This window comes from Candidatus Blochmannia americanus (nom. nud.), assembly GCF_059934915.1.
On the sequence record NZ_CP011792.1, the window covers coordinates 669,629 to 682,781 of the forward strand.

9 protein-coding genes, 1 tRNA gene, 1 rRNA gene and 1 other RNA gene are annotated in these 13,153 nt (G+C 31.0%); 7 read left to right on the plus strand and 5 right to left on the minus strand.

All coding sequences use genetic code 11. The features are described from left to right. Nucleotides 1-14: 14 nt before the first annotated feature. Nucleotides 15-1,817, minus strand: a complete 1,803-nt coding sequence (gene lepA / locus Bamer462_RS02805) for a translation elongation factor 4 (RefSeq protein ID WP_500837596.1) — start codon at nt 1,815-1,817, stop codon at nt 15-17. 385 nt (nt 1,818-2,202) lie between these two features. On the opposite strand from lepA, the gene ung reads away from it, so the two are divergent. After that, entirely contained in the window at nt 2,203-2,874 is a 672-nt protein-coding gene (gene ung / locus Bamer462_RS02810) for a uracil-DNA glycosylase (RefSeq protein WP_500837597.1), read from the plus strand. 401 nt (nt 2,875-3,275) lie between these two features. On the opposite strand, the gene grpE is transcribed toward ung, so the two are convergent. Beyond that, entirely contained in the window at nt 3,276-3,866 is a 591-nt protein-coding gene (grpE, locus tag Bamer462_RS02815) for a nucleotide exchange factor GrpE (RefSeq protein WP_500837598.1), read from the minus strand. Nucleotides 3,867-3,997: 131 nt separating this feature from the next. Here grpE and nadK point away from each other — a divergent pair, with 131 nt between their 5' ends. Both nadK and Bamer462_RS02825 read left to right on the plus strand, forming a co-directional pair. After that, nucleotides 3,998-4,891, plus strand: coding sequence for an NAD(+) kinase (gene nadK / locus Bamer462_RS02820; RefSeq protein ID WP_500838005.1), 894 nt, complete (start codon nt 3,998-4,000; stop codon nt 4,889-4,891). A 125-nt stretch (nt 4,892-5,016) separates the two neighbouring features. Then, a complete protein-coding gene (locus tag Bamer462_RS02825; RefSeq protein WP_500837599.1) occupies nt 5,017-5,352 on the plus strand; it encodes an outer membrane protein assembly factor BamE in 336 nt (111 codons plus the stop codon). Nucleotides 5,353-5,459: 107 nt separating this feature from the next. Here Bamer462_RS02825 and Bamer462_RS02830 read toward each other — a convergent pair whose 3' ends face one another. Beyond that, nucleotides 5,460-5,906, minus strand: coding sequence for a type II toxin-antitoxin system RatA family toxin (locus tag Bamer462_RS02830; RefSeq protein ID WP_500837600.1), 447 nt, complete (start codon nt 5,904-5,906; stop codon nt 5,460-5,462). A gap of 158 nt (nt 5,907-6,064) precedes the next feature. Here Bamer462_RS02830 and smpB point away from each other — a divergent pair, with 158 nt between their 5' ends. The 4 genes from smpB (at nt 6,065) to pssA (ending at nt 9,547) form a co-directional block, all read left to right on the plus strand. After that, nucleotides 6,065-6,535 (plus strand): SsrA-binding protein SmpB, encoded by a 471-nt coding sequence (gene smpB, locus Bamer462_RS02835; RefSeq protein WP_500837601.1) that lies wholly within the window; start codon nt 6,065-6,067, stop codon nt 6,533-6,535. Between the two features lie 57 nt (nt 6,536-6,592). Further along, nucleotides 6,593-6,985: a transfer-messenger RNA gene (gene ssrA / locus Bamer462_RS02840) on the plus strand. Nucleotides 6,986-7,359: 374 nt separating this feature from the next. Next, nucleotides 7,360-7,689: a DMT family transporter gene (locus Bamer462_RS02845; protein ID WP_500837602.1), complete on the plus strand. Its 330-nt coding sequence runs from the start codon at nt 7,360-7,362 to the stop codon at nt 7,687-7,689. 481 nt (nt 7,690-8,170) lie between these two features. Then, nucleotides 8,171-9,547 carry a CDP-diacylglycerol--serine O-phosphatidyltransferase gene (gene pssA, locus Bamer462_RS02850; protein ID WP_500837603.1) on the plus strand — a complete coding sequence of 459 codons (1,377 nt, stop codon included), beginning with the start codon at nt 8,171-8,173 and terminating at the stop codon, nt 9,545-9,547. A gap of 83 nt (nt 9,548-9,630) precedes the next feature. Here pssA and Bamer462_RS02855 read toward each other — a convergent pair. Together Bamer462_RS02855 and Bamer462_RS02860 are read right to left on the minus strand one after the other, a co-directional pair. After that, nucleotides 9,631-12,620 (minus strand): 23S ribosomal RNA (locus Bamer462_RS02855). Nucleotides 12,621-12,973: 353 nt separating this feature from the next. Continuing rightward, nucleotides 12,974-13,046, minus strand: a tRNA-Glu gene (locus tag Bamer462_RS02860). Nucleotides 13,047-13,153: the final 107 nt, after the last annotated feature.

Genomic DNA, 13,153 nt, shown 5'->3' on the forward strand with positions numbered 1-13,153 from the left:
TAAAATCCTTTAAATTATTTTTTATTGTTATTAACATCAAAGATCGTTAGAAACACAGTATGTGGTAAAATGACATTACCTATTTGTTTCATACGTTTTTTCCCTTCTTTTTGATTATATAATAATTTTTTCTTTCTTGTTATATCGCCCCCATGACATTTTGCTAAAACATTTTTTCGTAATTGCTTTACAGTATCGCGTGATATTATTCGTTTACCAATAGTCGCTTGAATTACAATATCAAATTGTTGTCTTGGGATTAATTTTTGTAATTTATTCACTAAGATACGTCCACGATACACAGATTTGTCTTGATGTGTGATCACTGTTAATGCATCAATACGTTTTCTATTGATTAATATTTCTATACATACTATCCTTGATACCTGGAAACGACTAAACTTATATCCAAATGAAGCATATCCACGAGATGCTGATTTTATTCGGTCAAAAAAATCTAATATTATTTCGGACATAGGTAATTCATAACTCAACGTAATCTGAGCATCATGATATACTATAGAAATTTGAGTGCCTCTTTTTTCAATGCATAAAGCAATAATTTCTCCTAAATATTTTTTTGGAAGTAATATATTACATAAAACAATAGGTTCACGTATTTCTTTAATTTTAGTTAAAGCAAGTAATTTAGATGGACTATCTACATATATTATCTGATCTTCAACGGTTAATATTTCATAAATTACCATTGGGGCTGTCACAATTAGATCCAGCGAGTATTCACGTTTTAATCTCTCTTGTATTATTTCCATGTGTAATAACCCAAGAAATCCGCATCGAAAACCCAAACCTAAAAATTCTGATCTTTCTGGTTCATAAAATAAAGAAGCATCATTTAAACTAAGTTTGTATAAAGCTTCACGAAAAATTTTTTGATTTTTAAAACCTACAGGAAATAACCCTGCATAAACATAAGGCTGAAGTTTTTTAAAACCATGACATACTTTTTCTGCAGGGTAAGCGGATAACGTCAACGTATCTCCTACAGGAGTCCGTATAATATTTTTATTAGCACACACCAACCAACCCACTTCTCCACAAGTTAACATTTCGCGTTTTACTTGTTTTGGCGTAAAGATACCCATTTGATCAACAATATATTTCTGACCTGTATTCATGGATTGTAATATATCACCTTTGTATAATTTTCCATTTTTAACGCATATTAACGATACAACGCCTAAATATTTATTAAACCAAGAATCAATAATTAGCGCTTGCAAAGGGGCGTATGCATCTCCTCGGGGATGAGGAATATTATGGATTAAACTTTCTAATAATTCTGGTATACCATAGCCAGTTTTAGCCGAACATTGTATTGCATTATCTGCATCAATACCAATGATGTTCTTAATCTCCTGAGACACTCGGTTAGGATCGCCTGTTGATAAATCAACTTTATTTAATGCCACAATAACTTTTAAATTCATTTCTGAAGCAATTTGATAATTAGCTACAGTCTGCGCTTCTACTCCTTGAGTAACATCTACTATTAATAAAGCTCCTTCGCATGCTGCTAAAGATCGAGAAACTTCATAAGAGAAATCAACATGCCCGGGAGTATCAATAAGATTTAATTGATAAAATTGCCCAGTTTTAGACTTATAATTGAGTGTCACACTTTGTGATTTTATAGTAATACCACGTTCACGCTCTAATGCCATAGAATCCAATACTTGAGGTGCCATTTCACGTGCGTCCAATCCACCACAAGTTTGAATGAACCGATCAGATAATGTCGATTTTCCATGATCAATATGTGCAATAATAGAAAAATTACGTATGTATTTTATCATCATTCATATTAGTTAAACGTAAAACAAAAATAATTAGCGCAAAAACTATAATTAGTTAGTGTATGATACGATATCATGAATAGATATGAAAACAATTGTATAAAAGATCTATAATATTAAAAATTATTCATAATATGTGTAATTAATTATACAGTACTAACTATATCTCTCTAGTATAAATTGCTTATATAGTGGTAATTTGATAAATTATATGCAACATTAATGCAAATTGTTTTTTAATATTAATATTAAGATTCAAAATATTATTCATAACAACAACTTATATTTATTGAAATTTATAAATTTTAGTAATTAACAGAATGAAAAAGATAAACAATAAATTTATTTAAATCATTACATAAACTGTATAGTATGGAAATACGCTATGATTCAGAAATTAAATTGGAGATATTTTTTATCAAAAGAAAAAACATTATCATACTTTAAAAATATATTGTTTGTTATAGAAAATCGTAAAAAACAAGGAGTTACAGTTTATCCAATAAAACAAAATATTTTTAATGCATTCCGTTTTACTAGTTTTGAGTCCATTAAGGTTGTTATTATAGGTCAGGACCCTTATCATGGACCGAATCAAGCACATGGCCTTGCTTTTTCCGTATTGCCTGGTATTCCGATACCTCCTTCTCTACAGAATATTTATAAAGAGCTCGCTTCTGATATACCTAATTTTGTAATACCAAATCACGGTTGTTTAAAAAGTTGGGCGCAAGAGGGAGTATTCCTGCTGAATAGTATTTTAACTGTAGAAGCAGGAAAAAGTTGTTCTCATGCTAGTATTGGATGGGAACTATTCACAGATAAAATAATACGCATACTAAATACTTATAAGGAAAAAATTATATTTATACTATGGGGTGGGTATGCTCAGCAAAAAGGAAACATCATTGATCAAAAAAAACATTATATTTTAACCGCGCCACACCCTTCTCCCATATCAGCTCAACGTGGATTTTTAGGATGTCGACATTTTTCTAAAGCTAATATATTATTGAAACAACAAAATAAAAAAATTATCAATTGGCACCTGGAATAATTGACCACAGACTAACACAAATTAAAAATCTTTCCTAAAAGATGTTTCCTTTATGCAATTTTTTAATAATATTACCCGTGTTATTACACAATTTGAATTATTTTATATTTTGTGCTTTTAAATAACATGTTTGTTTATTGTTATAAATTATTCATCATAAATTCATAATTTATAACACATTCCAAAAAACTATTTACATCAAATAATTAAATTATTAGTTCAATTTTAACAAATTAAATAATTACAATCACATTATTTTTACAACAATTTCGTGTAAAATATTAGAATGTTTAGTTAAATCATAACTATTATGATGCTGTTTTTAATACGAACACAATAAACATATCTAGATAACAATACATATTATCTTTAATATAATATTTTTCAAACGCATATAACACCTAGGGTTTAGATTGTGTTACTGTAACCATAGCAGGTCGAATTAATCTACCATTCAGAATATACCCCTTTTGAATAATTGTTAATACTTGATTTGGTTTTTGGTTTTCAGATTCCACTATAGATATTGCTTGATGTATTTCAGGGTTAAATGGAACACAAATTTCATGTATGGATTCTAGTCCAAATTTATGTACAGTATCTAAAAATGATTTCAATGTTAACTGAATACCCTCTATTATAGAGGATAACAAGGTATTAGAATTATCTGAAATATTTAATGTGCGTTCTAAGTTATCAATAACTGGTAACAATTCAAAGATAAATCGTTCTAATCCAAATTTATGTATTTTTTCTATTTCTTGCGCGTTGCGCCGACGAATATTTTCTATTTCAGCCGTAAGACGTAATACAGTATTACGTTCATGTTCTTGCAATTGAGCTAATTCGATTTTTAATTGAATAATTTGATCATTTTTAGGATCCATAATGTTATCTGTTGTAGAAACAGATTCCAATAATTCTTCTTTTTCTACTTTTTCACTCTGTAATGTATTTTCATCAATATTGTTTTTCGTATTATTGTTTATCATGAATTTTCTACTCCGTTCCTGAATTATATATTCTATAATTCAGTTATTATAAGGATGAATGATAGCTATTCAAGACATCATTTATTATGAATAAAAGTTATAATAAAAAACAGAAAGGATTCAATAATCATATGACTTCTTCTATTTTTCGCACTGTTGGTATTGTAGGGTATTCTCGTTATCCACAAGCTGTACATACATATGATATTTTATATCATTGGTTGTGCAATAAAGGAATTACAGTGATGATTGAACATCATGCTGCGAGTCTATTAAATGCACAAAAAGCGATTATAGGTGATTTAAATGACATAGGCAATTGCGCAGATTTAGCTATAGTTATAGGTGGAGATGGCAATATGCTTCGAGCCGCAAACATTTTAGCACAACACGATATTAAAGTTATTGGTATTAATCGTGGCACCCTTGGTTTTCTTACCGATTTAGATCCTAATTCAGCATTAATGGAATTATCTGATGTTTTATCAGGTCATTTTCTCAATGAAAAACGCTTTTTATTAGATGTAACAGTACAACGTTATAATAATCTTATTAGATTAGGTAGCGCTATTAATGAAGTTATTTTACATACAAATACAATCAGACATATGATTGAATTTGAGCTATATATTGATGATAATTTTATTTTTTCCCAAAGATCTGATGGGTTAATTATTTCTACTCCAACTGGATCAACCGCATATGCTTTATCTGCTGGGGGACCTATTCTTAGTCCAACAGTAGATGCTATTGTATTAGTACCAATATGCCCTCATACTTTGTCGTCTAGACCAGTTGTAATTAATAGTAAAAGTATAATTTGTTTGAAATTTTCTAAGGTAACATCTGAATTAAAAATTGGTTATGATAATCAAGCTCCTATTTTTATATGTAAGGAAGAAAAAATTTTTATCCAACGAAGTAAGCATTATCTTGATTTGATTCATCCTAATAATTATAACTATTTTAGAACGTTAAATATTAAGCTCGGTTGGTCAAAAAACATCTCTAAAACAAAAAAATAATATTGTAATTGAGAATAAATTTATGAATTATAACTAAATAATTATAAATATAATTAAACAATAACCGCATAAATATTAATTTCGATATTACAACTAGAAAAATAAATTAAAAGGAGATAACTTAATTGAAGAAAGTATTTTATAATACGTTAAATACCATCGTTGTTGCAACAACGATGGTATTTAACGTAAATTGTACTATATTTCAATATACGCCCAAATCTTTCAATATTAAACAGGGCAATTATTTACATGAATACGATATCAATAAGATTCATATTGGTATGACAAAATTTGAAATATCTTCTAATATTGGAAACCCAACGCTACAAGGTTTATTAGAACCAAATATATGGTATTATATTTTTTATCACCGTAGTGCTAACAAAATAATAGAGCATCAAATTTTAGAATTAAAATTTGATGCTCGTGATGTTTTAATAATGATCAACAAAAAATAATAATCACTACTTTAGTAATGAAATTACTTATATTTAATATAATTTTTTACTATTATTAACTTTAAATTATATAAAAAGTAATAATACTATATATATATATTTTCATGCTATAATATACGATATGTACCATATATTGTATAAGCTCTGGAAACAAATGCATTAATTATGTTTTTATATTTTTGTTTAAAAATATAATCAAAAAATTTTTCAAGAAATATTGATTTAAATTCGTAATGAGAAAAATATTCAATTCTACTGATAGTAGCAGTCACGGGAATAAACCTCCAATACCCATAAAATGATTTGAATGGTCCTTTTATTAAAAAAATTTTAATATTTTTGTTATTTACAAAAAAATTATGAGTCACTAATGACTGAACGATCCCGTTGATCATTATATTTATTTCAGCAATTAATTCGTTATTGTTTTGTTCTAAAATTTTACTTGCATTACATCCAGGAACAAATTTAGTATAAGAATTAATGTCATTTACTAAATGAAACATTTGTTCTACACTATACGGAACTGAAATAAAGTATTTGATGCACGACATATCTATCCTATTACATGTTTTTAAATTCTGTATGTATACTAACAGTTAACTATATTAAAAACAAAAATCAATTGTACTATAAGGTACATAATGTATTTTACCAATGAATATGTTTATCTCTGAACAATAAAAAAATCAATATTTTTTGAAAAATTTCTATGAATCAATCAATTTTAAAAAAAATCACGCAAAATAAACACGCTTATCATGAATATTTTATTGAAAAAAAAATTGAATCCGGAATTGCATTGTTAGGATGGGAAGTGAAATCTGCACGTTCTAATACAGTAACTATCGATAACAGTTATGTATCTTTTTATAATAGAGAAGCGTATATTTATAATTCTATATTTCAATCAAATACAAATACAACTCAATTGTTTCATGAAGATCATAATTCAGTTCGCATGCGTAAGTTATTATTAAAAAAAAATGAATTATTATTCTTAACAGAAAAAGTTAATAAACGAGGTTTTTCCATAATTATTTTAGATTTGTATTGGAAAAATTCTTGGATCAAAGCCAATATTGGGATTGCTAAAGGCAAAAAAAAATATGATAAAAGAAATATAATTCGTTTGAATACATGGGAAAAAGAAAAAATACATATCTTAAAATATATAAAATAAATAATGTTTGTATATATAATATTTTCATGATACCATAATCAAGTTTAGTTTTAAGGCGGGGCTGATTTTGGATTCGACGGAATATTTAATATTTAAAGTGCATGCCGAGGTAAGGTGGCCTCGTAAAAAACCTTAAAAAAATAACTGCAAATAGTATACATAATGAATCTGTTGCTTTGGCAGCTTAAATCAGATTAATACCCTGAAGGTTCCCTCTCAATTTTAATATGTACTCTTAAATATTAAAATAAAAAGAAGAGAGGTCATATAAATAAGAGCGAACGTGATGCTTGCTTTTGGCTTAACGTTAAGTTTATAAAAAGGCTAGTTAGTTTGGCGTTTGGTCTGAATACCTCCAAACTAATTAAATATTATATCAGACCTAAGCATGTAGGTTACTGAGAATAAAAAGTTTTCTGGACGCGGGTTCGAATCCCGCCAGCTCCACCAAAAGCTTTTAAATATTTAATCGATAAAAAAATGAATGATAAAAAATAATATTTTTTATATAGCTATAATAACTATTATATTATCTAAGCGATCTATTTATAAAAAATAATATAATAAAATTAGCTGAAAAAAATAAAATACGTATGTTCTGATATAATTTAAATCTTATGTATAATTTATTCAATAGATAGAAAATTTTTTATTATCGTACCACTCAAAATTTCTTTGATAAGATCATGTTTATTTTATTTTTTATTATTTTTACGAACGAATAGCAAAATTTGCTATTCGTTCGTAAAAATAATTTTATTTAATACAAAAATATCCCTTGTATATAATATAAAAATTATTTAAGAATGAAAAAATAAAATTCTATGGATTATTTATATTTATTTATTGCTATTCTGTCAGAGGTTATCGCTACCGCTTCCTTAAAAGCATCTGAAGGATTTAGTAAATTATTTCCTGCTATTATAGTAGTAATCGGATATACTATTTCCTTTATATTATTATCTTTAGTATTACAAACAATCCCAATGGGTATTGCATATTCCTGTTGGGCTGGACTTGGTATTATATTTATTACTGTAGCAGGATATGTTTTTTATGATCAAAAATTAAATAGTTTAGCTATTATTGGTATTACTTTAATTATTATTGGCGTTGTCTTAATTAATGTATTTTCTGGAAAAACAGAACACTAATTATATCTTCATACATTTAAAAATAATTGCAAATTAATTACACTTTAAAATATATATAAATATACATCAAAAATACCGGTCCTATATTTAGGTAACATACGAATAGATTATTTTAATAAATTATATGTAATATATAATTCATACTTATAATAATTTAATTTTATCTCATAACTAATATTTTTAATAAAAACAGTATTTTTTTAAATATTATTTAAAATTAATACTTAAATTTTATCTAGATTAAATATGTATTTATATGATATTATATTAGTAATATAAACACTAAAATAATTCTATAATAATTTAGTTTTGTAATAAAAGTTTTCTTAAAAAAGATCTAAATCAAAATATTATGATGTTTATTTTCTTTCTATATATGCATATAAAATTTTAATGAATTTATTGAACCATTATCTAATACATAATAATTAAAGTATTTCAGTATCTATTATTAACGTTAAGATAAGATATTTCGTTTGCTATGATAAAAAAAAAATTTAATCATTGGAATAAACATGATGATCATCAAAAATTTCTTGTAGAATTACCTAAAATTGTTCAAAAAATAGATTATTTTAAAATTTTATATAGCCCTAAGGAATTTAGATATGAATTACTATATGCTATTTCTCATGCATTTAATCATATTTATTTAGTAACACTATATTTAGATAATGACCAAGGTGGTAAAAAAATTATTGATGCTTTACTTGAAGTAAAGAAAATTCGTCCTCAAATTAAAATCAATATCTTAGTAGATTGGCATCGAGCACAGAGAGGCCGTATTGGCGCATCTAAAAAAAAATATACAAATATTGACTGGTATATAAACATTATAAAAAAATACCCTAATATTGGAATCGCAATATATGGAATACCAATCAACATAAATGAAGCATTAGGAGTGCTACATTTCAAAGGATTTATTATTGATGATCAAGTATTATATAGCGGGGCTAATTTAAGCGACGAATATTTGCACGTCAGCTCTAAATATCGATATGATCGATACCACATGATACGTAATCAACAATTATCTAATATTATGCTAAATTATATTAATAAGGAATTACTATCTTCAAAGGCAGCTAATAATTTAGGATACGAAGTTTCTCTAAGAAAACGAGGTAAAAATAGGAATAACATTCGTCTATTACGTCGTAACTTACGAAAAGTTTGTTATTGTTATCAAGGTGACGCTGGATTTAATGAATTAGCAATTACTCCCTTAGTTGGTTTAGGTAAAAATAGCACACTTAATCAAACTATTTATCATTTGATTTGTTCAGCAAAAAATAAAGTGGTATTATGTACCCCTTATTTTAATATGTCTAATATATTAAAACGCGCTTTAGTTTGCTTATTACGTCAAGGAATAAGCATAGAAGTAATCGTAGGAGATAAAATTGCTAACGATTTTTATGTTCCTGTACATCAGCCATTTACTTTCATTAGTGCTCTGCCATATTTATATGAGTTAAATTTACGTTGTTTTTTGAAAAATTTACAAAAATATATAGATAATACACAATTAATAGTACGAATGTGGAGAGAAGGCGATAACGGATATCATGTTAAAGGGATTTGGGTAGATGATGAATGGCAATTACTTACCGGGAATAATTTAAATCCTAGAGCTGTAAGATTTGATTTGGAAAACGCTTTACTTTTACATGATCCATGTAAGGCATTGATTCATCAAAAGAATGAAGAATTAAATACAATCCGTACGTACACAAATATTGTGAAGCACTACACATCATTACAACATATATCTGATTATCCTACAAAAATAGGACAATTACTTTATAGAATGCATAAAATTAGATTTGATAAGTTAATTAATCGCATTTTATGATATATAAATATAATTAAGACATTTTATTAGTTTTACATTTCATATAAATTCATTAACTCCTCATAAAAATCTCAGGTATTGCGAAGTTAAGCTCTCACGGGTCATTAGTATCGGTTAGCTTAACGTCTCACAACGCTTACACACCCGACCTATCAACGTCATAGTCTTTAACGTCCCTTCAGGGGGACTTTAATCCCCAGGGAAGACTCATCTTGAGGCAAGTTTCCCGCTTAGATGCTTTCAGCGGTTATCTTTTCCGCACATAGCTACCGGGCAATGCCATTGGCATGACAACCCGAACACCAGTGGTGCGTCCACTCCGGTCCTCTCGTACTAGGAGCAGCCCCTCTCAATCTTCCAACGCCCACGGCAGATAGGGACCGAACTGTCTCACGACGTTCTAAACCCAGCTCGCGTACCACTTTAAATGGCGAACAGCCATACCCTTGGGACCTACTGCAGCCCCAGGATGTGATGAGCCGACATCGAGGTGCCAAACACCGCCGTCGATATGAACTCTTGGGCGGTATTAGCCTGTTATCCCCGGAGTACCTTTTATCCGTTGAGCGATGGCCTTTCCATACAGAACCACCGGATCACTAAGACCTGCTTTCGCATCTGCTCGAATCGTCACTCTCGCAGTTAAGCTAGCTTATGCCTTTGCACTAACCTCACGATTTCCAACCGTGATTAGCTAACCTTTGTGCTCCTCCGTTACTCTTTGGGAGGAGACCGCCCCAGTCAAACTACCCACCAGACACTGTCCTTGATCCGGATAACGGATCTAAGTTAGAACACCAAATATTCAAGGGTGGTATTTCAAGGGCGGCTCCATAAGAGCTAGCGCTCTTATTTCATAGCCTCCCACCTATCCTACACATCAATATTTAATATTCAGTATCAAGCTATAGTAAAGGTTCACGGGGTCTTTCCGTCTTGCCGCGGGTACGCCGCATCTTCACGGCGAATTCAATTTCACTGAGTCTCGGGTGGAGACAGTCTGGCCATCATTACGCCATTCGTGCAGGTCGGAACTTACCCGACAAGGAATTTCGCTACCTTAGGACCGTTATAGTTACGGCCGCCGTTTACCGAGGCTTCGATCAAAAGCTTTTCTTTTTGACAAAAGATAACCTTCTCAATTAACCTTCCGGCACCGGGCAGGCGTCACACCGTATACGTCCACTTTCGTGTTTGCACAGTGCTGTGTTTTTAATAAACAGTTGCAGCCAGCTGGTATCTTCGACTGGTTTCAGCTCTAGAAGCAAAATTCTGTTCTTTCACCTACATCCCAGCGTGCCTTCTCCCGAAGTTACGGCACTATTTTGCCTAGTTCCTTCACCCGAGTTCTCTCAAGCGCCTGAGTATTCTCTACCTAACCACCTGTGTCGGTTTATGGTACGATTAGATATAACCTGAAGCTTAGAGGTTTTTCCTGGAAGCATAGCATTAATTCCTTCGCCATCAAGATGGCTCGTCATTACGCCTTAGCGTTAAGAAGAATGGATTTTCCAAGTCCTTCCGCTTACACGTTTAAACCGAGACTACCGATCCTCGGAGAACCTAGCTTTCTTCGTCACCCCATCGCAGTTATATCTAGTACAGGAATATTAACCTGTTTCCCATCAGCTACGCCTGTTGGCCTCACCTTAGGGGTCGACTCACCCTGCCCCGATTAACGTTGGACAGGAACCCTTAGTTTTTCGGCGAGCGGGTTTTTCACCCGCTTTATCGTTACTTATGTCAGCATTCGCACTTCTGATACCTCCAGCATGCTTTACAACACACCTTCTCAGGCTTACAGAACGCTCCCCTACCCAATAAATATATTATATTCAATACGTTATTATTATTACTACAACACATAAAATATTAAACTATAAAGCATTTATTGCCGCAGCTTCGGTACATGATTTAGCCCCGTTACATCTTCCGCGCAAGCCGACTCGACCAGTGAGCTATTACGCTTTCTTTAAATGATGGCTGCTTCTAAGCCAACATCCTGGCTGTCTATGCCTTCTCACATCGTTTTCCACTTAATCATGATTTGGGGACCTTAGCTGGCGATCTGGGTTGTTTCCCTCTCCACGACGAATGTTAGCACCCGCCGTGTGTCTCCCGTAATAACATTCTTTAGTATTCGTAGTTTGCATCGAGTTGGTAGTCTGGGATAGACCCCTATTCGAAACAGTGCTCTACCCCTAAAGATGAATTTACGAGGCGCTACCTAAATAGCTTTCGGGGAGAACCAGCTATCTCCCGGTTTGATTGGCCTTTCACCCCTAACCACAAATCATCCGCTAATTTTTCAACATTAGTCGGTTCGGTCCTTCAGTCAGTGTTACCTAACTTTCAACCTGTTCATAGTTAGATCACCGGGTTTCGGGTCTATATCCTGCAACTTAACGCCCAGTTAAGACTCGGTTTCCCTACGGCTTCCTTATTCAGTTAACCTTGCTACAGAATATAAGTCGCTGACCCATTATACAAAAGGTACGCAGTCACATAAATACATACAATTTATGCTCCTACTGCTTGTACGTACACGGTTTCAGGTTCTATTTCACTCCCCTCGCCGGGGTTCTTTTCGCCTTTCCCTCACGGTACTGGTTCACTATCGGTCAGTCAAGAGTATTTAGCCTTGGAGGATGGTCCCCCCATCTTCAGACAAGATACCACGTGTCCCGTCCTACTCATTGAGTTACAATAACTAATATATTTTCAGATACGAGGCTATCACTCTATATTGCCAATTTTTCCAAATTATTCTCTTAATATATCAGTTATACGATATAACTCTGGCTGTTCCCTGTTCGCTCGCCACTACTAAGGGAATCTCAAATTGATTTCTATTCCTCAGAGTACTAAGATGTTTCAGTTCCTCTGGTTTGCTTCATTTAGCTATGAATTTACTAAATGATAATGCACAATTTAAATTGCATTGGGTTTCCCCATTCGGAAATCACCGGTTAAAACGCTTCACATCAGCTTACCGATACTTTTCGCAGATCAGCACGTCCTTCATCGCCTTTGACTGCCAAGGCATTCACCGTGTACGCTTAAATTACTTAACTTCGCAATCCTCAGACTTCTAATTTGTTATTAGATGAATTATATATAACTTAAAGGATTAATATGTTAATTAGCATTTATATCACACTAATATAGTATTACAAATATTTAAAATTTTTACAATACAATACCAATGCAATTATTATCACGTTAAAACTTCATTATATAAATAAAATATCATATCACTTATATTTTAAAAGTATCGTGAACACAATTTATATACTAAAATCATTTCAAAATTTAAGTTTTAAGCTTTATCCTAATTGTTAAAGAACAAAAAATACTAAATTCGTACTCATGACGAGTATAACAAACAATTCATCTATTATTCTTTTCTTTTTACAAAATCTACAATGTCCCCTAGGGGCTTCGAACCCCTGTTGCCGCCGTGAAAGGGCAGTGTCCTAGACCTCTAGACGAAGGGGACTGAGCTCTAGTAACAAAAAATTAAAAAATGTTATATATATATATATGTATATATAACATTAGTAGTTATGTAGCTATGTATGCATAAAAGACATTAGATAATAGATG

What these genes read in the sequence shown, in the direction of transcription:
- lepA (WP_500837596.1), bottom strand. Translation starts at nt 1,817, where the DNA reads ATGATAAAATACATACGTAATTTTTCTATTATTGCACATATTGATCAT.
- ung (WP_500837597.1), top strand. Translation starts at nt 2,203, where the DNA reads ATGATTCAGAAATTAAATTGGAGATATTTTTTATCAAAAGAAAAAACA.
- grpE (WP_500837598.1), bottom strand. Translation starts at nt 3,866, where the DNA reads ATGATAAACAATAATACGAAAAACAATATTGATGAAAATACATTACAG.
- nadK (WP_500838005.1), top strand. Translation starts at nt 3,998, where the DNA reads ATGACTTCTTCTATTTTTCGCACTGTTGGTATTGTAGGGTATTCTCGT.
- Bamer462_RS02830 (WP_500837600.1), bottom strand. Translation starts at nt 5,906, where the DNA reads ATGTCGTGCATCAAATACTTTATTTCAGTTCCGTATAGTGTAGAACAA.
- smpB (WP_500837601.1), top strand. Translation starts at nt 6,065, where the DNA reads ATGAATCAATCAATTTTAAAAAAAATCACGCAAAATAAACACGCTTAT.
- Bamer462_RS02845 (WP_500837602.1), top strand. Translation starts at nt 7,360, where the DNA reads ATGGATTATTTATATTTATTTATTGCTATTCTGTCAGAGGTTATCGCT.
- pssA (WP_500837603.1), top strand. Translation starts at nt 8,171, where the DNA reads ATGATAAAAAAAAAATTTAATCATTGGAATAAACATGATGATCATCAA.